Genomic DNA, 23475 nt, shown 5'->3' with positions numbered 1-23475 from the left:
CACAGCTTGCGCGAAAGGGCTTTTGCATCATGGACCACTTCGACATCGCCATTATCGGTGCGGGCCTTGCCGGATCCCTCGCGGCCATCGCGCTTGCGGATGCTGGCTACCGCGTGGCCTTGATCGGACCGGAGCCGGCGGTTGCCGACGGACGCACTACGGCGCTGATGGACCAATCGATCGAATATCTGAAGACGCTCAATCTTTGGGAAAAGGTCGAGCCGCTGACCGCGCCGCTTTCGACCATGCGCATCCTCGACGGCACCAACCGGTTGTTGCGCGCGCCACCAGTCAATTTCCGCGCTTCCGAAGTCGGGCTCGACGCCTTCGGCTACAATATTCCGAATGCCCCTTTCATCGATATTCTCCGCCACCGCGCCGAAGAGAGCCCGACGCTGACGCGTATCACCACGTCGGCGATCGGCTTTGAACTTTCGGACACGGTCGCAACGATAGAGCTTGCAAACGGCAGCCAATGCAGCGCGCATCTGCTCGTCGGCGCCGATGGCCGTCGGTCGCCGGTGCGCGAAGCGGCGAAGATCTCCGTCAGCACCTGGTCCTATCCGCAGACGGCGGTCGTCTTGAACTTTGCGCACGAGCTCCCGCACCAGAACATCTCGACCGAGTTCCACACCGAAAGCGGCCCCTTCACGCAAGTGCCCCTGCCGGGCAACCGCTCCAGTCTTGTCTGGGTGCGCAAGCCCGAAGATGCCGCGCAAACGCTGACGCTCGATCTTGCGGCGCTCTCTCGCGCCGTCGAAGACCGGATGCAATCGATCCTCGGCAAGGCAACGGTCGAAGGCGCGCCGCAATCCTTCCCGCTTTCGGGCATGACCGCCCAGCGCTTCGGCAAGGGCCGCGTCGTGCTTCTTGGCGAAGCGGCGCACGCCTTCCCGCCGATCGGCGCGCAAGGGCTAAATCTCAGCCTTCGCGATGTGATGACGCTCGTCAATATCATCGGCGCATCCGGCGGCGAGCCGCTTGCCGGCGATATCGGTGATCGCTTCGACAGCCGCCGCCGGCCGGATATCATCAGCCGTACGGCGAGCGTGGATCTCCTCAACCGCTCGCTACTTTCCGGATTCCTGCCGGTGCAGGCGCTTCGCGCGCTGGGGCTGCATGTGCTTTCCGCCGTCGGGCCGCTGCGCAGCCTCTTGATGCGCGAAGGCGTCCACCCCGGCAGCGCGCTCAATGCCTTCAAGGAAGGCTTACGGGAAAAGATCGGGCGGAAGAGCGCCTGAGCGGATCAGGTAAAGCAGACCGGTGACGGTCGCGACCGAAAGCGTCGTGGTGATGAGGATCGTCGCCGAGGCCCGCTCCTGCCACACGCCATATTGATGGCCGATGACGAAGACGTTCGTCGCCGTCGGAAGGGCTGCGAGCAATACGGCCGTCTGCACCCAGATCGGATCATAGTTCCCCGTCAGGCTCATCGCCGTGAACATGACCAGCGGGTGCAAGAGCAGCTTGGCCGGGACGATGTAGCCGATCTCGACGGGAATGCGCTTAATCGGGCGCAGCGCCAGCGTCACACCCATGGCAAAGAGCGCGCAAGGTGCCGCACACTGCGCAAGATAGTCGATCAATCTTTGCACCGGCACCGGCGGCTGTACCGCGAAGAAGGCGGCGACCACGCCGGCAAGTGTGGCGAGAATGAACGGGTGCAGGATGATCTTGCGTGCAACGCTGGCTGCAAGCACCAGCGGCTTTTCCTGCCGGCCGCCTGATATCGCCATCATCGCCGGTGCGACCGCGAAATGCGCGGCATTCTCGAAGCTGAAGATCAGCGCCACCGGCACAGCAGCTGCATCGCCCAAGGCGAGAAGCGCAAGGCCGGGCCCCATGTAGCCGATATTGCCATAGGCAGCGCCAAAGCCCTGAATCGTCGCTTCGGCAATCGAGTTGCGCCTGACATAGACGCCGATGAGAAAAATCAGCGAGAAGACGATGTAGGTCGCCCCGACGGTCGTGAGGATGAAGTCGGCGCGCGCCAACTGTTCGATCGGCGTGCGCGAGACGAGCTTGAAGAACAGCGCCGGCAGAGCGAGGTAGATGATGAAGGTGTTCAACCACCCCATCGCCTCGCCCGGATGGTGGACAAAGCGCGCCGTCAAATAACCGAGGAAGATCAGGCCGAAGAACGGCAGCACCAGGCCCGCGATTTCCGTCATCTTGTCCCCCGCATCCTTCACCTTCCCGCGCCGACGCCCGCACGCCTAGCGCATCAACCGCCCTGACGATTAGGCCGGTCCGGCCAAAAAGTGATTCTAAAATACGAGGGTATGCCCTAGCCGATTTTCATCAGGATCGGGAAGGTCGTCTGGAACCAGATGGCGACGGAACTGATGAAGCCGAAGAGAAAAGCAAGGCCTGCCAGCACAAGGAGGCCGCCCATGAGCTTCTCGACCAGACCGAGATGGCGGCGGAAGCGGAAGAGGAAGCGCATGAAGGAGCCGGAAAACGCAGCAGCGATCCAGAAAGGCACGGCAAGGCCCAGCGAATAGATCGCCAGCAGCATCGCGCCATCGGACACGGTGTCACGTGCGGCAGCGACGCCAAGGATCGTGCCGAGGACCGGGCCGATGCAGGGCGTCCAGCCGAAGGCGAAGGCCAGACCCATGATGTAGGCGCCCGAGAGCGTCGCCGGCTTGCCGCCGCCCTGGAAACGGGCTTCGCGCGCGAGCAGCCCGATCTTGAACACGCCAAGGAAATGCAGGCCCATGATGATGATGATCACGCCGCCGATGCGCGACAGCAGGTCCATGTGCTGTCGAAGCACCATGCCGATCGACGAGGCCCCCGCCCCGAGCGCCACGAAGACGGTGGCAAAGCCGAACGTGAACAACAGTGCCGCCGGCAAGACAGCACGTCTCGTGCTGCCGATGGTCGCCGCGTCGCCGCTGCGGAACTGATCGACCGAGACGCCGGCCATATAGCAGAGATAGGGCGGTACGAGCGGCAGAACGCAGGGAGAAAGGAACGAAAGGGCGCCGGCAAGGACGGCGGTCCAGATGGAAATATCGGCGATCGACAACGGCAAGAACTCCGGCACGCGGCATTTGGGCCATTCCTTAGCCGCAGGATCATGATGATACCAATCACCTTTTGGCGATCATTGCGCCATGCACCGTTTCTTCACAAAACCCGCAATTTTTCGGTTGACCGGGGGGAAACACGCGTGCATATGTCCGCCCACTTCCGCCGGGCTTCACCGCCGCGGCCAGGGAGCGCGTAGCTCAGCCGGTAGAGCAACTGACTTTTAATCAGTAGGTCCAGGGTTCGAATCCCTGCGCGCTCACCACGAAAACCCCAATGAAATTTGTTATTTATCAGCGTTTCCGACGCTGAGTTTCATCATCATTTGCGCGTATTGGCTCCAACTTTCGGTGCGCGCCGCGCCCCATCTTTCGCCTGTTGCATTCCGTGCTATCGACAATTCGTCGCGTTGAGTAGATGCTGAGGCTCTCGCTGAGGATGCAAAGCGGTGAACTGCCCAGTTTGGTATAGAGCAAAGGGATGAAGGCATGAGAAAGCTTGTCATTGCGGTTCTGATGATTGGTACGCTTGCTTCCTGCACGCAGACCGAGAAAGGCACGGCGATCGGCGCCGGCACCGGTGCGATCATCGGCGGGGCGGTCAGCGACAGCTGGGGCGGCGCGGCAATCGGCGCGGTCGCCGGTGGCGTTATCGGCAACCTGATCGGACGCTCCCAGGAGCGCCAGGGCTATTGCATCTATCGCGACCGCTATGGCCGCCGCTACGAGGCCCGCTGCCGGTAGCGGCAGAACCATTCACCAAGGTAACAGGCGCGTTCCGGTCCAAACCTTCGTAGAGACGATCGGATGTGCCTGTGTGCCCGGCTAAAGCTGCGAGCAGCATAGTCGAGGCCGAACATAGCAGGACGCCCTCAAGCAAGCGTGTTACACTTCGGAAATGACTGACGAAGAACAGAACTACGAGTTTTCGGAATTTTCCGGCCAATTCAGTGACGACGGCGTCGTCGTGGAATTGCGGATCTACCGGGAGGCAGGCACGAATCGCGACTGGACCCTCGAGGTCATCGACGAGGAGGGCTTCTCGACGACATGGGAGGAACCCTTCCCGACCGACAGGGAAGCTTTCGAGGAGTTTATCGCCACGGTGCAGCGCGACGGCATCCAGGCCTTTACCGACGAGCCGCCACAAACGGTTCATTAGCGTCTGGTTGCCCCGCCACTGCACCCGGCCGGCTCAGCCCAGCGACGCCTGGCCGTCAAACCGCTTCACACGCCATGCATAACGAAAGTCAATGATGCGGTCGGAAGGCGAATGGGTCAAAACACCCGAACAACCCGGATCGACGACGCCGTAAGCAGTTCGCGATCCCCCTCGCCCCGGCCTTCCCAATAGTCGCGCGCCTGACGGCGATAGGAATCCAGGAGGGACATGTTCTGGTTCTCATCCAGCAGGCTCAGCGCACCGGCATGTTACGACGCACCGAGTTTCAACAATCTCCACCTCGTGAAGCACTTGTAGGAAGTGAGGATCGTAGGCCGCCTGATATCGCATGGCGTCATCATAGGTCGGACACATGAAGCAGGCATTCAGCCGCGAGGAAGCTTTGGGAGCGTAGGCCTCGCGGGCCTGCTCGAAGAGCAGTTCCCGGGCCAACCGCCAGCCGTCGCCAAACTGATCTGGCCGGTAGCGCCTGATCATGCGCCCGAAATTGCCGGGCTCGACGATGCTGCCTTCTCTCAAACGGATTGGCGACCAGTGAAACATGCGGAGCCCTCTCTTTCTCGTTGCACGACGAGACCGATGCGGCCCTAAATTGTCGATGACCTCTAACGGGATGCGCTGACTATGCCTCCGCTCCTCTGCGGGCCAGTCGCATCTTCAGCGGACTCATTCCATACTCGCGGCTATAGGCGCGCGAAAAGGCGGACAGGCTGTCGAAACCGCATCGAAGGGCAATCTCTCGGATCGGGGTAGCAGAATCTCGCACCAGTCGATGGGCGAACTGAAGACGCAGGCGAAGGTAATAGGCGCCGGGGCTCGTCGATAATCCTCGCGCAAACAGCAACTCCAGCTTGCGCTGCGAGATCGACAGCCGCTTTGTCAGTGCCGCGATCGTCAAGGGACGCTCCAGCGTGCGCTCCATCAGGCGGATCGCCTCGGCGAGTTTCGGGTCGCGCGTCTCGATCCGCCCGAGAGAAACATAGGGCTGCACGTCGGCTGCATTGTGCGTTTGGTCGTAGACGAAGATGCTGGCGACATCGAGCGCCAGGGCAGACCCCAGCCGCTGCGTGATCCAGTGCAGCATCATGTCGAAGGTCGGCGAAGCGCCGCCCGAGGTCCAGAACTTGCCGTCGACGACGAAACGGTCGCCAAGTACGGCCAACTCTGGAAACGCCTGACTGAAATCCTCCAGTTCCTCCCAATGCGCCGTCGCCTTGCGGCCATTGAGGAGACCACTGCGGCCGAGCAGCCAGCAGCCTGATTCGATGCCGGCGACGATGTCGAAGTGCCGTGAGCACTCCTGCAGCGCGCCGATGAATTTCTTGCTGGCGTGACGATCAAGGTTGAAGCCGCCGATCACCAGCAGCGCGTCGCCGGCAAGCGGCGGGTGCAGCATCCCCTCGACCGCGATCGGCACACCGCAGGTCAAGACCACCGGCTTGCCATCGGCCGAAAGCAGCCGCCAGCGAAACACATCGCGGCCCGAGATGCGGTTTGCAGCGCGCATCGGATCCAAGACGGAGGCAAGCGACATGATCGACGACTCCGGCAAGATGACGACAGAAACTTCGATCACAGATTGCAGACGTCCATCGGAAGGCATGCGGGAAATGTCAAATTTCAAGCGGGAAATGTCAATTCCAATACTGCCTTTCGGGCATTATCGAACCGTATCGATCTCCCTACGCGCGGCGCTGCAGCCCCGCGCAGAGACGTTCCCCTTTCCGCCTTTTGCCGGAACGGGCCGGTCGGAAACCATCCGCCGGCCCGTTTTTTTGGGGAGCGACCACTTCAGGGCTGACGGAATTACACTTCCACGTGGAGACACGGCGTGCTCCTTCTGTTCTACAACGATTCGCCTCACCACGACGCAAGAGCCGAATCCAGGTCGTGCAAAAATTCCGGTCCTACTTGCAAGGGAAGCGCTCGTATCTCTATGCGCTGACGATCCATCGGCCTGGCCGCATGTACACCAAGGGCCATAGGCTCTTGTTCAAGCCCGTTACCGCTCTTCTTTCCTGCTTCCGGAAACGCGCGTAGCCTTCTCCTCGAGTGTTGCGGAGCAAACGCCGGACCTATCCGCCGCGTGCTGACGTACCGGAGATCTGCCGCTCATGGCGGATGAGAAATCGACACTGAGAAGACAAGCCGGCGATGACGCAGTCTCGCAGATCATCATGTAATGAGTTCTGTAAACGGTAGCGAGGGAACCGTAAACGGCGCACTTTTAAGCGATCAAAGCACCAGCTAAGCGCTTGAAATTATTGGCGACCCCTGCAGGATTCGAACCTGCGACAACCTGCTTAGAAGGCAGGTGCTCTATCCAACTGAGCTAAGGGGCCGTCCCGGGCTTTGCCCGTCGAATGCGGCTGAAGGACCTTAGTGGGTCCAGGGCTGCATCCGGTTGAAACGGAAGTTGTCCGGATAGGACACGCTCTTGCGTGTCGCTTCCTTCGGCGCGATCACGCGGTATTCGATGCCGTTGCGCTCGGCGTATGCGATTGCCTGCTCGGCGTTTTCGAACGTCAGCCGCAGCTGCTGCTTCATGTCGCCGGAGCTGGTGTAGCCCATGATCGGGTCGATGGTGCGCGGCTTTTCCTGATCGAACTCCAGCACCCACAGGTTCGTCTTGGCCTTGCCAGACTGCATGGCGGTCTTTGCTGGACGATAGATCTTTGCGGACATGGTTTCGAACGGCTCCATACTTTCGCTGGCAACGTTCACGGGCGCCAGCATTCCGTCTTCCCATAACGCAGAATGATTTAAAACGGAATGACTTTTGGCCGGATAAATTTGGCTTTCCGGTAGGAGATGAGCGAACTTATGCGTTTGTCCCAATCGTAGATGTGGCTTTGGGAAACTTTGCTGTTGCAGCCCTGCTACGAAGCGTGTATCTCCGGCGCCGTTGGCACGGAGTGTAGCGCAGTCTGGTAGCGCATCTGGTTTGGGACCAGAGGGTCGGGAGTTCGAATCTCTCCACTCCGACCATTCATCGAGACGGAAGCGTCACTTTCCCTTTTTTCAATCCGTTCGTGATCTGCAGGCTAAACATCGCCATAAGATCGCTCGTTTGCATTGGCAATCGATCGAGTTGTCCCGAATTGGGACAAGAATGCCTATTTGTCATAAGAATTTAGGAAGCGCTCAATCCATTGTGGATAGAGCGGACCGGCGGGCTTTCCAGCCCTGCCCGCCTCCCAAGCCCGCCCGAGCGATCCAATGACTGCCCAACTCGACCTTGCCACCGTTCTGTTACTTCACAAGTCGTCGTTCCTGATCGGCGCCTTCTGCTTCCTCTATGCGCGCTGGCAATCGCCGCGGGACGAAGGGCTTGGTATCCTGGCGAGCGGCTTCCTCTTCCTGGCGCTCGCCTCGACGCTCGCGGGCTATGGCGAGCAAAAGCTGTTACCGCCCACTCTGTGGAGGCTTTCCAGCTTCACGCTCGGGATCGGCGGATACGCCCTATTCTGGATCGGCGTGCGGCGCCTCAGCGGCGGCCGGCGCCGGCTGGCGGACTGGCTGGCGCTTCTTGTGCCGCTTGCCGGCGCGCTCACCGGTCTCGCCACGCATTTCCACATGGTCAACGTCGTCAGGGCCAGCGTCTTCAACGCCGCCGCCTTTCTTTTCCTCGCGGCTTCGGCTGCTGCCGTCATCGCCGACCGCTCGAAGGAGCCGCTGCCGGCGCGCTCCATGCTGGCGGCCGCCATGGCCGTCGGGGCAAGCCTTTGTCTTGCGGTGGTCATTGGCCTCCTCAAGCCCGGCATCGTGCCGATCACCACGACCTACGCCTTCTTTCTCTCGATCATCTGCCACTTCGCCATCGCGCTCTTCGCGCTCGTGCTCGTCAAGGAGCGGGCGGAAGCGGAGTTGCGCCGATCTGCGCATACCGATGCGCTAACCGGCGTCGGTAACCGGCGATGGTTTCTGGCGCAACTGCCTCAGGCGAGCTGGCAGGGCGATTGCCTGATCGTGATGGACCTCGACCATTTCAAGCGCATCAACGACCGCTACGGCCACCATACGGGCGATCAGGTGCTCGTCGCCTTCGCCGATCTGGTCCGGAAAAATCTGCGTAGAGGCGACAGCTTCGCGCGTCTCGGGGGTGAGGAATTCGGGCTCTATCTCCCGCGGACAAGCGAGACACAGGCATTTGCAATCGCCGAGAGGTTGCGCCGCGCCGTGGAGGAACTGCGGGTCGCAAGCAGCGGGCGAACCGTTGCGGTCAGCTTCAGCATCGGGCTTGCTACCGCCAGCGGCGCGGAGCGTTCCTGGGAGGCATTGTTCAACAGGGCGGATGCCGCGCTCTATGCTGCCAAGCGAGACGGGCGCAACCGCGTCGCGTCCGATGCGCAACCTGCGGTTTCGGAACCGCCTGCTGTGATCCTTCACCGCGCCAGCTAATCAGGCGGGGCTTCGACGCAAGCCACCTTCAAAAAAGAGAAGCGGATCCAAGCATTTCCGATCCGCTTCGGATTGGAGGTATAAGGCTTATTCTAGCTCAATGCGCCGAATTCGCTTGTGGCCAAATTTTGCCTAGCGCGCCACCTTGGCGCGAACCTGTGTCTTCGTTGCACTTTTCGGCATGCGTGCAAGCGTGTAGGACGCACAAGCAGCCACCATCGCGCTGTCTCTCCTGGAGTTTCGCTTTGCCTTTGTAAAATCCGGTCTCGCTAGTTTCACCCAGTACGCCCGATAGCGCTCCCGCTGTCGGATTGAATTTTCATGCGTTCGTTGAGGTGGCGGTTCGAGACCGGAATGGCATTGCCGATCTCAAGCCCGACGTACCTTCGTCAGGCGGAACCATCACGCCCAACAGCTGCCAGACCGCGTCCCCGGAACGGGTACTCAAACCGTCGTCTCGATGGACTTCCAATTGGAAGAACCAGACGACATGTCTCATACATTGACGGTCCAGTGGACCATCGAACCCCAAACCGCACCCCGCCCCTGGCTTGCATGCAGCCGCTGCGGCGGCCAACGCCCCTTCGTCTGCAGCGGCAAGACGCGGCTGAACGCCAACGGACGGCGGCTCGACGCCTGGCTGATCTATCGCTGCGCCGTTTGCGAAGACACCTGGAACCGCCCGATCTTCGAACGGCGGACTGTCACAAGCGTCGCGCCGGACGCACTCGCAGCGCTACAAAGCAACGATCCCGCCTGGATCCGCCAGGTGGCGTTCGACATCGAGGGTCTTCGCCAATGCACGGACCGGATCGAGGATCTGTCCGATTCCAACGTGGAACGGCGCGTGTTGAGCGGGACCGTAGATAGCGCACGGCTTGAGATCGTCGTTGTCGCGCGCCTGGCAAACAGCCTGCGCGTCGACCGCCTGCTATCGGCGGAACTCGCGCTCTCACGCGCCAGGCTGACCAAGCTCGAAACCGCGGGGCGAATCACCCTTCTGCCCGAATCGCGAAAGGCCCTGCAACGCCCGATCAGAGACGGCAGCCGCATCGTCCTCGATCTCACGGCGGAAGATGACCGGGCCGAGATTGCCCAGCGTGCCCGCGGGGGCCCGTAGTCGAAGGGCATCATGGAGCGACCGGCACAGCGCCGGCGCTCCATGATGCCAATGGTTGCTGGTCAGAACTTTACGCCGACACCGACGGTGAACTGGTGCTGGTCGAGATCGACATTGACGCCGCCGAAGTCCTTGTCGCCATAGTCGTTGTAGCGGTACTCGGCGCGGCCGAAGAGGCTGTCGGTGAATGAATAGTCGACACCGGCACCGATCGTCCAACCGTTGAAGGTTTCCTTTTCCTTCGATGCGCCGGGCACATCGACGAAACCGCGGGTCACCGCCCAGCCGCCGGCGCCATAGAGCAGCGCCTTGTCGTTCAACAGATAGCCGACGCGGCCGCGTATTGCGCCCGAAACGTCGGTACCAACTTCCGTCGAGGTTCCACCGACATCGAACGTCTTGTCGTTCCAATTGTAGTTGACGTCACCCTCGATGCCGTAAACCCAGTCGCCCTGCTGAAAGTTGAAACCGGCAAAGGCGCCGAGCAACCCACCATTGAAATCTTCCGAAGCGCTGCCGCCAGGCGCACTGAAATCTCCGTTGAGCCATCCGCCGCCGCCCTGTAGGCCGACATAGCCGCCGGTCCAGACGAACCCCGGCGTTGGCTGCACGACCGGTGCCGGCGGCTGGCTCAGATCGGCCGCCAGGTCCGCTGCCATCGCGGTTTGCGCAACGGCGCAGGTCGCTACGATTGCAACAAGCACACTCCGGAACATCACGGATGCCTCCTGTTGTCGCCAGAAGAATATTAGTAACTCGTTAGCACGCAGTCTGCCCGAAAGGCTTCACGATCTCAACCATGAAACCCGTGGGGTTCAGAGACATAATTTAGGAAATGATCGGGGAAGGACAAGGACGGCCGCGACGTGGCCCCGGCGCCTACGGCTTCGAAGACGGCATGCGGGCGCCTTCCAGCCGGTCTCCAGGACGGATATTCAGCCGCTTGACCGCGCCGGCATTGAGCTCAAGCACGAAAGCCACCGGTTCTTTCGAATCAATGATCGCTTCGGAAAAAGGCACGGCACCTTCATGGATCGTGCGAACGACACCCTTGTTGTCGATGAACAGCATGTCGAGCGACAGATAGGTGTTCTTCATCCACATCATCACGCGGCGTGTCTCGCCAAAATCGAACAGCATGCCGTGATCCGGCGCCATGGATGTGCGAAACATCAGGCCCTGCTCTCGCTGGGCCGGATCGACGGCGAGTTCGACCGTCAGCTCGTGCACCGCCTTGTCGGCATTGACCAGGCGCATCTTGTCCTTGGTGAACTGGACGTCGGCAAACGACGATACCGTCAGTGCAAGCAACAAAAAAAGCGCCAGGAGGGCGCTTTTTCCGAAAAGGTCTCGAACCGCGACCATCAGTGCGACCGGCTCGTCGGCGACGGACCGTCGGGATGGATCTCTGCGGCCATCAGGCCCTTTTCGCCATCGCCGAACCGGACGAGCACCACCTGGCCCGGCCGCAGCTCGGTCAGACCGAAACGCCTGAGCGTTTCCATGTGCACAAAGATGTCTTCCGTTCCCTCGCCGCGGGTCAGGAACCCAAAACCCTTGGTGCGGTTGAACCACTTGACGAGTACGCGCTCTAGGCCGCTCGTCGGCGTCACCTGGACGTGGGTGCGGACCGGCGGCAGCTGCGACGGATGCACCGCCGTCGACTGGTCCATCGAGAGGATACGGAACGCCTGATAACCGCGGTCCCGCTTCTGGATGAGCGCAACGACCCGCGCGCCCTCAAGAACCGTCTGGTAGCCATCGCGGCGCAGGCAGGTCACGTGCACCAGCACATCCTGCATACCGTTGTCCGGAACGATGAAACCGAACCCCTTGGCGACGTCGAACCACTTGATCACGCCGGTGATTTCGATGAGGTCGAGAGCATCGCTGCCAAAGTCGTCACCATGCATGACGTCTTTCGAAGATGTCCTATCCGCCATTCTCTCCCAGCCCCTCGTTTACGCGCGACTACCGATACGGTTAACTGATTCTTATTGACCAGAATAACATCGTCCCGCCGCGGATACGCAAGACCCTCGGCATATTTTGGCCGAGAACTAATATGGGGACGCAGCCTTGCCTCTGGCTTGCTGACGGACCACTATACGCCATCTTCTGCAAAACAGGGACATTGCAATGCGCTATCTGCACACGATGGTTCGCGTCAAGAATCTGGACGAGGCCTTGAACTTCTACGGCAAGATTTTCGGCCTGATGGAAATCCGCCGTTACGAAAACGAAAAGGGCCGGTTCACGCTGGTGTTTCTGGCCGCTCCCGGCGACATCGATCGCGCCCGCGCCGAACTCTCGCCCTGTCTCGAACTCACCTACAACTGGGATACGGAAGACTATACCGGGGGACGGAATTTTGGCCACCTCGCCTACGAAGTCGACGACATCTACGGCTTCTGCCAGCACCTGATGGAAAACGGCGTGACCATCAACCGGCCGCCGCGCGATGGCCACATGGCGTTCGTTCGCTCTCCCGACGGCATTTCGATCGAGATCCTGCAGAAAGGCGAAAACCGTCCGCCGCAGGAACCTTGGGCATCAATGGCCAATACGGGCGTCTGGTAAGCTCCGCACAATTCTCGCGAACGAAGATGGCCCCGTGCTGTCGGTGAAATCCGGCAAGCATGGCCGAGCCGTCGATCAGCAGCAGCTATGAATGATCCAGGGCCCGGTCTATCCGGGCCTTTGCATGTTGGAAACATGCGGGCTCAAGGTTAGCGCCGGTTTACAAATCGCGTATCGTTGAGTACTTTTTCGCGCGAAACGTTGATGCCGGGTCCTATCCGCGATGTCTCGTGGCGGCGACCCCCTTTTGTACTTGGCCTGATCTTTTCCCGTGGTGCTCATTCCGGTCGCCGCGAGAAGCATGAGTTTGTTTGTTCTGAGCGATGTTTCGGAGCTGAGACTTAATGCATGACAAGGCGAGGCTTCGCCGGTCATGCACGGAGAGCGGGGATAGGACGTTGCAACATCCGGAAACGAAGAGCGCGGTGCTCGTCACCATTGCGCGGGCTGCAGCTTTATCCGTTTCGCTGCTGGCCTTGAGCGGCTGCATGTCGGCGGTCGGGGAAAACGATGCCGCGACCGCGCTGAAGGCCGAGGGGCAGGCAGCCCCGGCGCAAACCGCAGAATCGGAGGCCACGGTCCAGGACGGACAGGTGGTCGCGCTAGGCAGCGATGCGCAGGCGCAACAGGCAGCGGGCAATGCCATAGTTCCCCAGGATGCCGGACAGCCGCAATCGCTGACGATGCAGGGAACCGGCCTGCGCGCCGCCTCATCGAGCATCTATGGTCAGGCGCCTGCCGCGCAGGCAGCGACGACCGGCCAGGCGCAGGCGACGGGAACTGTTCCGCTCCCCGCCGGGCAGCCCGGCATGAACGCAACCAACAACAGTCTTTTCAGCGGCACCCAGCGACAGCCGCTACCAGTTATCGCGCCGCAACAGGGGGCCGCCAACATGGCCACCGACGTCGTGACGGACACCGCCGTCGCCGCCTATGCTCCGTCCGCGGCGCAGGACGCCACCCTCCCCGTTGCCGTTCCGGTGCCGCTGAGCGCCGAGGCTGCCGCCGGCGGCCAGACCTCTTCGACGCCGCAGGCGGTTGCCAATGCCGAAGCCGCGCCGGTAGCGACCGAGGTCGCAGCCGTGCAGCAGGCGGCAGCCGAAGCAACACCAGCGGACGATAACAAGGACACGTCCAAAACCTGGACGCTCGCGGCCCTTTTTGCCGGCAAGCGTAAGGAGAAGCCGCAGCAGGTGGCACTTCGCTCGGCTCCGCCGGCGGAAAAGAAGACGATTACCACCAGCAATGCGAGCCAGCCGAAAACGGCCTCCCTCGCCTACACGCTTCCGGGCGTCAAATTGAACTCGCTCTACAACTACGAGCACGAAGAGCATCTCGGCGATGACGACGACGGCGCGCCGGTTCAGGTCGCTTCGCTCTCGGGTCTCGCCCGACTGGCGCCGAGCGGGTTGATTCTGCAGACCGAAAAGGTCGATGCCGGCTGCTTCAAGCCGGAGCTCATGCAGATGCTGAAGAAGGTGGAAACTCATTACGGCAAGCAGGTCATGGTGACCTCGGGCTTGAGGCCGATCAAGGTCAACCGCGCCAAGCAGTCGCTGCACACCCGTTGCGAGGCGGCCGACATTCAGGTTCAGGGCGTCAGCAAGTGGGATCTCGCCGAATTCTTGCGCAGCGTTCCCGGCCGCGGCGGCGTCGGCACCTATTGCCACACGGAGTCAGTCCATATCGATATCGGTGCACAGCGGGATTGGAACTGGCGCTGCCGACGCGCCAAGGGTTGAAGGCAACCATTTGTTTCCATGGAGGATTCGACGAGAAGCCTCCAATCCCTCAGGCCTGTGGAATTTTTACAGAAATATGAAAATTGCCGCTTGCGGTTCTGAAATCCTCTGGCTATAAGGCGGCCACACAGCGAGTGCGCCCTTCGTCTATCGGTTAGGACACCAGATTTTCATTCTGGGAAGAGGGGTTCGACTCCCCTAGGGCGTGCCACTGTGTTGATATCCTCTCCCCCCCCCAAAATCAGCGCTTTCAGAAATTGATCAGCCGTTCACTGCGTCGAACGCATCTCCGATTCCGGCCGTTCAGTCGCCGAATTTTTCTCGGTGATTTTAACAGGAAAAGCACAAAAATCGTGCGATTGGCGCTTGCGGTATCCAGAGTCGCTGGCTATAAGGCGCCCACACAGCGAGTGCGCCCTTCGTCTATCGGTTAGGACACCAGATTTTCATTCTGGGAAGAGGGGTTCGACTCCCCTAGGGCGTGCCACTGTGTTGAACTCCTCCCCCAATTCGAAATCGATTTTCTGTCGTTGAAACAGCTATTTAACGCGCGTTTCGACACCCGCCTTTCCGCCTTGTGCCGGCGTGAATCTTTCCTGGTATTTTGAACAGGAAAATCACAAGAATCCTGAGATTGGCGCTTGCGGTATCCAGAGTCGCTGGTTATAAGGCGCCCACACAGCGAGTGCGCCCTTCGTCTATCGGTTAGGACACCAGATTTTCATTCTGGGAAGAGGGGTTCGACTCCCCTAGGGCGTGCCACTGTGTTGAATTTCTCCCGCACATTCCTAATATCAAGCAATGCTCTCCGCAGGGCTGCAGCTCATCTTCCTGTCGTGATTTGCGCTGAACGAGCGTAATATCTGGCAGCGAACTGCAACGCATGTGCGCCCATCGTCTAGCGGTCAGGACGCCGCCCTCTCACGGCGGTAACACGGGTTCGATTCCCGTTGGGCGTGCCAAGCTCCGACAACCCAACACACACCGGCAACAACCCGAACGTGTAATATCACACGATTGCACCGCTATGCGGTTCCGCTACCATCCATTGCATCGCTGCACTGCGGCTCGGAGTTTTGATGATCCAAATTTCCAAATCGAGAACCTGCCCGCGCTGGGCAGATACGATTGCTGATCGGGCCTGGAATGCCTGGTGGACTGATACAGACGTGTCCTTGGCGGCCTATCGCGCACATCTCGATCCGATGATCGACGGACGTGGCATCCCGTTTGCCTTGGTGGCACACCGGCGGGGGCATACCTCGGATCGGTCTTCATCATCGAGAACGACCTTGATGAACGCCCACACTATGCCCCGTGGGTTGCGGCTCTTTGGGTCGAACCTGAAGCCCGCCGGCAAGGAATTGCCGCCAAGCTGATGGCAGCCGCCCTCAAGCAGGCTTCATCTCTGGGGCGCGAGACCTGCTTTCTGTGCGCGAGCCCTGAAAACTCGCCCTATTATCTTGCCCGTGGCTTCAAGAAAATCGAGAGCGACGTATCCGGCCTGAACGTCTTTTCGATCAGTTCGGCGGACGCGATCATCACTTGATCAGTCCCGTTGCGGATTCCGCGGGTTACAACGTCGAAACCAGCCGATCAAAGCGCCTTGGCGGCATCCGTTACGCGAAGCTGCACGCGACGCTGGCCTTGCCAGAGATCCGCCGAAACGGAGCCTGCGACGTGAATGGACGTGCCCCGGCTCGACAGCAAGAAGTCGCCGAGCGGCGTCTCGGTCGCCCGGAAGGCTATCCCGTCGAGACGGCTGCCGTCCTGGCCCTCCAGCGTCACCTTGACGTGGTTGGCGCCGACCTGGCGGCTGTCGCGCAGGCGATGCTGCGGGAAGGCAAAGACGGGCTGCGGGTGGGCTGAGCCATAGGGGCCTGCCTGCTCCAGGAGGTCGATGAGTTCCAGCGTGGCACCGGATGCTGCAAGCGCGCCATCGACCTTCAGCGTCTGGATGGCGACAAGCTCACGCACGGCGGCTTCGGCACGTTCCTCGAAGAATTGCCGGAGCTTTCCGAGTTTCGCGCGCTCGACGGTGAGGCCGGCAGCCATGGCATGGCCACCGCCCTTTACCAGCAGACCACCGTCGACGGCAGCGCGGACCATCTTGCCCATGTCGAAGCCGTTGATCGATCGACCCGAGCCGGTTCCTCTGCCATTGGGATCGAAGGCAATGGCAAAGGTCGGCCGGCGGAATTTTTCCTTGATGCGGGCTGCAAGCAGCCCGACGATACCCGGGTGCCAGTTTTCGCGCGCGGTGACGATCACCGAAGCGCCCTCGCCCGTGCCGTATTCGGCCAGAACCTCAGCTTCAGCCTCAGCCAGCATGACGGCTTCCATCGCCTGCCGCTCGCGGTTGAGCTCATCGAGCTGCGCCGCGATCTTCTCCGCCTCGGCGGCGTCTTCCATCGCCAGCAGCCGGCTGCCGAGTGCCGCATCGCCAATGCGTCCGCCGGCATTGATTCTCGGGCCGACGAGAAAGCCCAGGTGATAGGGCGTGACCGGGCCACCGATCGCAGCCTTCCTTAGCAGTGCCGAAAGCCCGACATTGCCCATATGGCGCGCTGCGATCAGTCCCTTGACGACGTAGGCGCGGTTCAGCCCCTTGAGCGGCACGACGTCACATACGGTTGCCAGTGCCACGAGATCGAGCTGGGCCAGCAGGTCGAAAGAAGCGACGCGGCTGTCGCCGGCGTTGCGCAACACACGCAAGGTATTGACGAGAACCAGATAGACGACGCCGGCGGCACAGAGGTGCCCCTGCCCCGAGAGATCGTCCTCGCGGTTGGGATTGACCAGCGCATGGCAGGGCGGCAGCGATGCGCCGACCTGATGGTGGTCAATGACCACGACATCGACGCCGCGTTTCTCGGCAACGGCAAGCGACTCATGGCTGGTCGAGCCACAGTCAACGGTGACGATGAGATCGGCGCCGTTGTCGATCAATTGCTCGATCGCCGTCGGGTTCGGGCCATAGCCCTCAAAAATCCGGTCAGGAATGTAGATTTCCGCATCGACGCCGAAATGGCGCAGGAAACGCGCCATCAACGCCGAAGACGCAGCACCGTCGACATCATAATCACCGAAGACCACCGTCTTTTCCCGGCGCTTGATAGCCGTTGCCAGACGCTCTGCAGCCTTGCGGCAATCGGTCAGTTTGTCCGGGTCCGGCATCAGCGAGCGAAGCGTCGGATCAAGAAAACTTGCGGCATCGTCTAGCACGACGCCACGGCCGGCAAGCACGCGCCCGAGCAGGTCGGAGTAGCCGTGGACCTGGCTGATGGCGAGCGCCCGGTTCTGACCCGCCTGGTCGAGGCGCGACACCCATCGCTGGCCGCTGACCGACCGCTCGACGTTCAGAAAGGCCCGCTGTACCGGATCCACCAATTCTTCCATGCTCGTCCACCCGCTTGGCGCTTCATTCCTCTTAGCGCATAACCCTGGAAATCGTGACCGTTTTCAGAACGGCATACACAGAGATCCACGTTTCGCAGGGATCTGCGCTGCTATCGGCGCCCAAGGCATAAAGAAAGAAGCCTCGCCGGCTTGCTTGCACGGCGAGGCTTCCAATCTATCGGCGGCAAGCAGCGCTGGGCACTGCCATGCCGAACGGCTCGAAGGCACCTGTCGCCCTCAGTTTGCCTTCGGACGTTCGATGCGGATGACCTGCGGTTCGCCGACGAGGTAGCCCTCGCCCTTGATCGCCTTGATCGCATCGCGAACGGAGTGCTCCGATGTCGCATGCGTGACCAGGATGATCGTCTGCGGTTCGCCCGTGTCCATCAGCTGCTTGGAGTGCTGCATGATCGATTCCAGCGAGATGCCGTTGTCGGCCATGCGGGTCGCGATGCTGGCAAACACGCCGGTGCGGTCGACGACCTTCAGGCGGATGAAGTAGCCGCCCTCGTGGCTCTGGATCTGCGCACGCTTGTAGGGAAGCAGTGCATTGGTCGGACGGCCGAAGGCCGGGACGTGCTGGGCGCCCGGGCGGCTCTTGGCGATGTCGGCGATATCGCCAAGCACGGCCGAAGCTGTCGCGTTGCCGCCGGCACCGGGGCCGACCATCAGGAGTTCGCCAAGAATGTCGGATTCGATCGCAACCGCATTGGTCACGCCATCGACCTGAGCGATGACGGAATCATAAGGCACCATCGTCGGATGGACGCGCTGCTCGATGCCGCTTTCGGTGCGCTGGGCGACGCCGAGAAGCTTGATGCGGTAGCCGAGATCGGCGGCCGCATGAATGTCGTCGATCGAGATGTTGGTGATGCCTTCGAGGTAGATGTCGTCGGCCGCGATCGCCGTTCCGAAGGCAAGGCTCGTCAGGATCGACAGCTTGTGCGCCGTGTCGTTGCCCTCGATGTCGAAGGCCGGGTCGGCTTCGGCGTAACCGAGGCGCTGGGCTTCCTTCAGGCAGGCTTCGAAGGACAGCTGTTCCTTCTCCATCTTCGTCAGGATGTAATTGCAGGTTCCGTTCATGATCCCGTAGACGCGCGAGATCGTGTTGCCGGTCATGGATTCGCGCAGCGCCTTGATGACGGGGATACCACCGGCAACAGCCGCTTCGTAGTTGAGCAGCGCGCCCTTCTCCTCGGCGATCTTGGCAAGTTCGATGCCATGGGCAGCCAGCAACGCCTTGTTGGCGGTGACCACGTGAATGCCGCGTTGCAGCGCCGCCTTGACGGCCGAATAGGCCGGATCGCCGGAGCCGCCCATCAGTTCGACGAAAACGTCGATATCGGCGTCACGCGCAAGCGAGATGGCGTCGTCGAACCAGGCGGTCTTCGAAAGATCAACGCCGCGATCCCTGTTGCGGTCGCGCGCCGTTACGGCCGTGGTCTCGATTGCCCGTCCGCACGTTGTCGCAAGCATCTCGTGACGATCCTGGAGGATTCGCACGAGCGAGGCACCGACGGTACCCAAGCCCGCAATGCCGATTTTGAGGGCATCTGCCATAGCCATTTCCTAACATGTAGAGGGCGCACCGCGAGAACAGCGGGGCCAGTGTGGAAGGAGGCGCGCGTCAAAACGCCTCCCGACTTCTTACCTATGAGCGTTCAGCGAGATGACGTTGTGCATCGTCTCGTCGGCGGTCGACAGGAACTTCTTGATGTTGCGCGCCGCCTGACGGATGCGGTGCTCGTTCTCGACGAGAGCGAGACGAACGTAGTCGTCGCCCTGCTCGCCGAAGCCGATACCGGGAGCGACCGCGACATCAGCCTTCTCGACGAGGAGTTTTGAGAATTCGAGCGAACCGAGATGACGGAACTTCTCCGGGATCTTCGCCCAGGCGAACATCGTCGCAGCCGGCGGCGGCACTTCGAAGCCGGCCTTGCCGAAGCTATCGACCATCACGTCGCGGCGGCGCTTGTAGATGTTGCGCACTTCGGCGATGTCGCTGCCGTCGCCGTTCAGCGCCTGGGTGGCGGCCACCTGGATCGGCGTAAAGGCGCCGTAGTCGAGGTAGGATTTCACGCGCGTCAGTGCCGCAATCAGCCGTTCGTTGCCGACGGCAAAGCCCATGCGCCAGCCCGGCATCGAGAATGTCTTCGACATCGAGGTGAACTCGACCGTGCAGTCGATCGCGCCCGGAACTTCCAGCACCGACGGCGGCGGCGCGTCGTTGAAGTAGATTTCCGAGTAGGCGAGATCGGACAGCACGATGATGTCGTGCTTCTTCGCAAAGGCGATCACGTCCTTGTAGAAGTCCAACGTCGCTACCTGCGCCGTCGGGTTCGACGGATAGTTGAGGATCAGCGCCAAGGGCTTCGGGATGGAATGGCGAACGGCGCGTTCCAGCGGCCCGAAGAAGGTTTCGTCCGGCTCGACCGAGATCGAGCGGATAACACCGCCGGCCATCAGGAAGCCGAAGGCGTGGATCGGATAGGTGGGGTTCGGGCACAGGATGACGTCGCCAGGTGCGGTGATCGCCTGCGCCATGTTGGCGAAGCCTTCCTTCGAGCCAAGGGTAGCGACGACCTGGGTATCCGGGTTGAGCTTGACGCCGAAGCGGCGGGCGTAATAGGCGGCCTGGGCACGACGCAGCCCGGGAATGCCCTTCGACGACGAATAACGATGCGTGCGCGGGTCCTGAACGGCCTCGCAGAGCTTGTCGACAATCGACTGTGGTGTGGGTAGATCCGGATTGCCCATGCCGAGGTCGATGATGTCAGCACCGGCCGCTCGCGCGCTTGCTTTCAAACGGTTGACCTGTTCGAAAACATAGGGCGGCAAACGCCGGACTTTGTGAAACTCTTCCATCTCCAAACCTCGTTTGGCGCACGCTCCCGCCAGCGGCTCAAGCCTTTGCGAAACCGTGCGCTGTGGTGAACGGCCGTCCATGCGGCCATTGAACGCTTTGCGTCCAAATCACCGGAAAGGCAAGCGCTAATTCTGGATCTCTTTCAGCGTGTCCGTGCCGTGCTGTTCGGCGAGCGCGCGCATCTCCTTCAGGCGCCGCTGGTACTCCGCTTCGGAGATCGCGCCGGACTTGCGCGCAGCGCCGAGCGAGCTCAGGCGCGCCTGCATATTGGTCGCTTCTTCGTTGGTCATCTGCGCCGTTGCGGCCGGCTTCTGGCCATAGACCGACGGATAATTCTCGAAGTTAGTCCCCTGGCTGTTGCAGCCAGCAAGCGTGCCTAGCAGAACGATCCCGGCAACCCAGGTGATGGAACGCTGTTTTCCGACGGCAAGCATACTGGAGACGACCTCTATTTTGATGGCGCGACGATGCGCTAGCCCTTGTAATCATTTTCGGGCAGAATGTAAAAATACAAAACAAACAAGATGCTGTGGAGGACGCCGGGTGACAGCAGAGAGGAATGCGGAAGGCAAGGACGGCTACGCAGGCTTCGATCCCAAATCCGTCGAACCTTATATCGTCAAGGATCCGGAAAGCCTCGCCGTCAACCTCGCCCGCGCCATGGAACAGCTTGGCAAGGCGGCCTCTGCCTGGCTGGCGCCGCGGGAATCGGGCCAGAAGTCCGATACCTTTGCCGAGCCCGTCACCGACATGGTCAAGACGCTGTCCAAGGTCTCGGAGTACTGGCTCTCCGACCCTCGCCGCACGCTCGAAGCGCAGACTCACCTGATGGGCAGCTTCTTCGAGATCTGGTCGCGCACGCTGCACCGCATGTCCGGCGAAGAGACGTCCGCGCCTGCCGCCCTCCAGCGCAACGACAAGAGATTTGCCGACGAGGACTGGGTGAAGAACCCGTTCTTCGACTTCATTCGCCAGGCCTATTTCGTAACGTCGGACTGGGCCGAACGCATGGTCGAGGACGCCGAGGGGCTCGACGACCACACGAAACACAAGGCTGCCTTCTACGTAAGGCAGGTTTCGAGCGCGTTGTCTCCGACGAACTTCGTCACCACCAACCCGCAGCTCTACCGTGAGACCGTTGCCTCGAGCGGCGCCAACTTGGTCAAGGGCATGCAGATGTTTGCCGAGGACATCGCCGCCGGTCGCGGCGACCTCAAGCTCCGGCAGACGGACACCAGCAAGTTTGCGATCGGCGAGAATATCGCGATGACACCGGGCAAAGTCATTGCCCAGAGCGACGTCTGCCAGGTGCTGCAATACGAGGCGACGACGGAGACCGTGCTGAAGCGGCCGTTGCTGATCTGCCCGCCCTGGATCAACAAGTTCTACGTGCTCGATCTCAACCCGCAGAAATCCTTCATCAAATGGGCGGTCGACCAGGGGCACACGGTCTTCGTCATCTCCTGGGTGAACCCGGACGAGCGGCACGCGACCAAGGATTGGGAAGCCTACGCCCGCGAAGGCATCGGCTTTGCGCTCGATATCGTCGAGCAGGCGACCGGCGAGCGCGAAGTCAATGCCATCGGCTATTGCGTCGGCGGCACCCTGCTTGCCGCAACGCTGGCATTGCACGCTGCCGAGGGCGACGACCGGATCCGTTCGGCGACACTGTTCACGACGCAGGTCGATTTCACCCATGCCGGAGACCTCAAGGTCTTCGTCGACGAGGACCAGATCAGCCAGATCGAGCAGAACATGAGCGTGACCGGCTATCTCGACGGCTCGAAGATGGCGACCGCCTTCAACATGCTGCGCGCTTCGGAGCTGATCTGGCCCTACTTCGTCAACAACTACCTGAAGGGCCAGGAGCCCCTGCCCTTCGACCTGCTTTACTGGAACTCCGATTCGACGCGGATGCCGGCGGCCAATCATTCCTTCTACCTGCGCAACTGCTACCTCGATAACAAGCTTTCGAAGGGCGAGATGGTGCTTGCCGGAAAGCAGGTGTCGCTCGGCGACGTGAAGATCCCGATCTACAATCTCGCGACCAAGGAAGATCACATCGCGCCGCCACGCTCTGTGTTTCTCGGCAGCGCTTCGTTCGGCGGCAAGGTCACCTATGTTCTCTCGGGCTCGGGCCACATAGCCGGCGTCGTCAACCCGCCGGACAAGGGCAAGTATCAGTTCTGGACCGGCGGCGCGCCCAAGGGTGACTTCGACGATTGGTTCAAGGCGGCCAAGGAAACACCGGGATCCTGGTGGCCGCACTGGCACCAATGGATCGAGAAACTCGACAAGCGACGCGTTGCGCCCCGCAAGCCGGGCGGGCCGCTGAACTCGCTCGAGGAAGCGCCGGGCTCCTACGTGCGCGCCCGCGCCTGAACCATTTTTGCAGGACCTGCCTTGTTCTTCGATCCTCCGCTGACGACCGCGATCCTCGTGCAGCGCTACAAGCGCTTTCTCTTCGACGCCCTGTTGCCGGATGGCACGGCGATGACTGGATCCTGCCCCAATACCGGTTCGATGCGCGGGCTGACGACGCCAGGTTCGCGCATCTGGATGTCGGAACACGACAGCCCGACGCGGAAATACCGCCATATGCTGGAAATCGTCGAAGCCGACGGGACGATGGTCGGCATCAACACCGGCCTGCCCAACCGGCTTGCGGAAGAAGCCATCGGGCTGGGACTCGTTTCCGACCTGCATACCTATGAACACAGTGCGCGCGAGCAGAAATACGGGCGCAACTCGCGCATCGACATTCTCCTCAGCGATCCCGAGCGCGGCCGTGCCTATGTCGAAGTCAAGAACGTGCATTTCAGCCGCACGCCCGGTCTTTCCGAATTTCCTGACAGTCCGACAACGCGCGGTGCGAAACATCTCGACGAGCTCGGTGATATGGTCGAGGCTGGTCACCGTGCGGTGATGATCTATCTCGTGCAGCGTGATGACTGTGACCGGTTGAGGATCTGCCGCGAGTTCGATCCCGCCTATGCACGCGCGTTCGACCGCGCGATGTCACGTGGTGTCGAGGCCTACGCGGTCAAATGTCAGGTTTCGCCAACGCAAATCCGCCCGACCGGATTGATGGCAGTGGACGAAGCGGCCCTCGCTGCTCTATGAAATCCGACTGGAACAACTGAAAGCTT

The 23475-nt window shown here is 61.2% G+C and carries 21 protein-coding genes, 7 tRNA genes and 1 pseudogene; 16 read left to right on the top strand and 13 right to left on the bottom strand.

Annotated features, from left to right (window positions below; all coding sequences use genetic code 11):
* Nucleotides 1-29: 29 nt before the first annotated feature.
* Complete coding sequence (locus tag IB267_RS01265; protein WP_192446091.1) at nt 30-1241, top strand: UbiH/UbiF family hydroxylase; 1212 nt, start codon at nt 30-32, stop codon at nt 1239-1241.
* Here IB267_RS01265 and IB267_RS01260 read toward each other — a convergent pair.
* Complete coding sequence (locus tag IB267_RS01260) at nt 1209-2171, bottom strand: AEC family transporter (protein WP_192446090.1); 963 nt, start codon at nt 2169-2171, stop codon at nt 1209-1211. The two genes, IB267_RS01265 and IB267_RS01260, sit on opposite strands and share 33 nt — an antisense overlap.
* Nucleotides 2172-2287: 116 nt before the next feature.
* Nucleotides 2288-3034: a cytochrome c biogenesis CcdA family protein gene (locus tag IB267_RS01255; protein WP_192447146.1), complete on the bottom strand. Its 747-nt coding sequence runs from the start codon at nt 3032-3034 to the stop codon at nt 2288-2290.
* 191 nt (nt 3035-3225) lie between these two features.
* Here IB267_RS01255 and IB267_RS01250 point away from each other — a divergent pair.
* The 3 genes from IB267_RS01250 to IB267_RS01240 all read left to right on the top strand — a co-directional run bounded on the left by IB267_RS01250 (nt 3226) and on the right by IB267_RS01240 (nt 4197).
* Nucleotides 3226-3301 (top strand) — tRNA-Lys (locus IB267_RS01250).
* A 223-nt stretch (nt 3302-3524) separates the two neighbouring features.
* Nucleotides 3525-3779, top strand: coding sequence for a YMGG-like glycine zipper-containing protein (locus IB267_RS01245; RefSeq protein ID WP_034790944.1), 255 nt, complete (start codon nt 3525-3527; stop codon nt 3777-3779).
* 154 nt (nt 3780-3933) lie between these two features.
* A complete protein-coding gene (locus IB267_RS01240) occupies nt 3934-4197 on the top strand; it encodes a hypothetical protein (protein WP_043623603.1) in 264 nt (87 codons plus the stop codon).
* Between the two features lie 240 nt (nt 4198-4437).
* Here IB267_RS01240 and IB267_RS01235 read toward each other — a convergent pair whose 3' ends face one another.
* The 4 genes from IB267_RS01235 to IB267_RS01220 form a co-directional block, all read right to left on the bottom strand.
* Entirely contained in the window at nt 4438-4761 is a 324-nt protein-coding gene (locus IB267_RS01235) for a hypothetical protein (RefSeq protein ID WP_192446089.1), read from the bottom strand.
* 79 nt (nt 4762-4840) lie between these two features.
* Complete coding sequence (locus tag IB267_RS01230) at nt 4841-5821, bottom strand: GlxA family transcriptional regulator (protein WP_192446088.1); 981 nt, start codon at nt 5819-5821, stop codon at nt 4841-4843.
* 662 nt (nt 5822-6483) lie between these two features.
* A tRNA-Arg gene (locus tag IB267_RS01225) sits at nt 6484-6560 on the bottom strand.
* 37 nt (nt 6561-6597) lie between these two features.
* On the bottom strand, nt 6598-6954 hold the full coding sequence (locus IB267_RS01220; RefSeq protein ID WP_082006169.1) for an ETC complex I subunit: 357 nt from the start codon (nt 6952-6954) through the stop codon (nt 6598-6600).
* Nucleotides 6955-7129: 175 nt separating this feature from the next.
* Between IB267_RS01220 and IB267_RS01215 the strand changes: the two genes are divergently transcribed.
* From IB267_RS01215 to IB267_RS01205, 3 genes are all read left to right on the top strand, one after another.
* A tRNA-Pro gene (locus IB267_RS01215) sits at nt 7130-7206 on the top strand.
* A gap of 231 nt (nt 7207-7437) precedes the next feature.
* Nucleotides 7438-8619, top strand: coding sequence for a GGDEF domain-containing protein (locus tag IB267_RS01210; RefSeq protein ID WP_192446087.1), 1182 nt, complete (start codon nt 7438-7440; stop codon nt 8617-8619).
* Nucleotides 8620-9109: 490 nt separating this feature from the next.
* On the top strand, nt 9110-9739 hold the full coding sequence (locus IB267_RS01205; RefSeq protein ID WP_246810531.1) for a DUF1062 domain-containing protein: 630 nt from the start codon (nt 9110-9112) through the stop codon (nt 9737-9739).
* A gap of 62 nt (nt 9740-9801) precedes the next feature.
* On the opposite strand, the gene IB267_RS01200 is transcribed toward IB267_RS01205, so the two are convergent.
* From IB267_RS01200 to IB267_RS01190, 3 genes are all read right to left on the bottom strand, one after another.
* Nucleotides 9802-10455, bottom strand: a complete 654-nt coding sequence (locus IB267_RS01200) for an outer membrane protein (RefSeq protein WP_192447145.1) — start codon at nt 10453-10455, stop codon at nt 9802-9804.
* A gap of 163 nt (nt 10456-10618) precedes the next feature.
* Nucleotides 10619-11104, bottom strand: coding sequence for a DUF192 domain-containing protein (locus tag IB267_RS01195; protein WP_192446085.1), 486 nt, complete (start codon nt 11102-11104; stop codon nt 10619-10621).
* Entirely contained in the window at nt 11104-11682 is a 579-nt protein-coding gene (locus IB267_RS01190) for a cold-shock protein (protein WP_043623636.1), read from the bottom strand. Before IB267_RS01190 ends, IB267_RS01195 begins: the two co-directional genes overlap by 1 nt.
* A 196-nt stretch (nt 11683-11878) precedes the next feature.
* Between IB267_RS01190 and IB267_RS01185 the strand changes: the two genes are divergently transcribed.
* The 7 genes and pseudogenes from IB267_RS01185 to IB267_RS01155 all read left to right on the top strand — a co-directional run.
* Complete coding sequence (locus IB267_RS01185) at nt 11879-12319, top strand: VOC family protein (protein WP_192446084.1); 441 nt, start codon at nt 11879-11881, stop codon at nt 12317-12319.
* Between the two features lie 398 nt (nt 12320-12717).
* Nucleotides 12718-14061 (top strand): YcbK family protein, encoded by a 1344-nt coding sequence (locus tag IB267_RS01180; RefSeq protein ID WP_246810530.1) that lies wholly within the window; start codon nt 12718-12720, stop codon nt 14059-14061.
* A 136-nt stretch (nt 14062-14197) separates the two neighbouring features.
* Nucleotides 14198-14272, top strand: a tRNA-Glu gene (locus IB267_RS01175).
* Nucleotides 14273-14473: 201 nt separating this feature from the next.
* Nucleotides 14474-14548: transfer RNA gene (locus tag IB267_RS01170), tRNA-Glu, on the top strand.
* A 200-nt stretch (nt 14549-14748) separates the two neighbouring features.
* A tRNA-Glu gene (locus IB267_RS01165) sits at nt 14749-14823 on the top strand.
* 125 nt (nt 14824-14948) lie between these two features.
* Nucleotides 14949-15023: transfer RNA gene (locus IB267_RS01160), tRNA-Glu, on the top strand.
* 260 nt (nt 15024-15283) lie between these two features.
* Nucleotides 15284-15610: pseudogene (locus IB267_RS01155) on the top strand (GNAT family N-acetyltransferase); the annotation flags it as partial.
* Nucleotides 15611-15657: 47 nt separating this feature from the next.
* On the opposite strand, the gene recJ reads toward IB267_RS01155, so the two are convergent.
* The 4 genes from recJ to IB267_RS01135 all read right to left on the bottom strand — a co-directional run bounded on the left by recJ (nt 15658) and on the right by IB267_RS01135 (nt 20760).
* On the bottom strand, nt 15658-17460 hold the full coding sequence (gene recJ, locus IB267_RS01150; protein ID WP_192446082.1) for a single-stranded-DNA-specific exonuclease RecJ: 1803 nt from the start codon (nt 17458-17460) through the stop codon (nt 15658-15660).
* Between the two features lie 237 nt (nt 17461-17697).
* Nucleotides 17698-19020 (bottom strand): homoserine dehydrogenase, encoded by a 1323-nt coding sequence (locus tag IB267_RS01145; protein ID WP_043611645.1) that lies wholly within the window; start codon nt 19018-19020, stop codon nt 17698-17700.
* A gap of 87 nt (nt 19021-19107) precedes the next feature.
* On the bottom strand, nt 19108-20325 hold the full coding sequence (locus IB267_RS01140) for an LL-diaminopimelate aminotransferase (protein WP_034796568.1): 1218 nt from the start codon (nt 20323-20325) through the stop codon (nt 19108-19110).
* Nucleotides 20326-20451: 126 nt separating this feature from the next.
* A complete protein-coding gene (locus IB267_RS01135; RefSeq protein ID WP_043611643.1) occupies nt 20452-20760 on the bottom strand; it encodes a hypothetical protein in 309 nt (102 codons plus the stop codon).
* Nucleotides 20761-20869: 109 nt separating this feature from the next.
* Here IB267_RS01135 and phaC point away from each other — a divergent pair, with 109 nt between their 5' ends.
* Nucleotides 20870-22708, top strand: a complete 1839-nt coding sequence (gene phaC / locus IB267_RS01130; protein WP_192446081.1) for a poly(3-hydroxyalkanoate) polymerase subunit PhaC — start codon at nt 20870-20872, stop codon at nt 22706-22708.
* Nucleotides 22709-22729: 21 nt separating this feature from the next.
* Nucleotides 22730-23449, top strand: a complete 720-nt coding sequence (sfsA, locus tag IB267_RS01125; protein WP_192446080.1) for a DNA/RNA nuclease SfsA — start codon at nt 22730-22732, stop codon at nt 23447-23449.
* Nucleotides 23450-23475 lie beyond the last annotated feature (26 nt).

The organism is Ensifer sp. ENS09 (assembly GCF_014852425.1).
Taxonomy (GTDB): domain Bacteria; phylum Pseudomonadota; class Alphaproteobacteria; order Rhizobiales; family Rhizobiaceae; genus Ensifer.
This window is presented reverse-complemented; position numbering and strand designations above follow the sequence as displayed.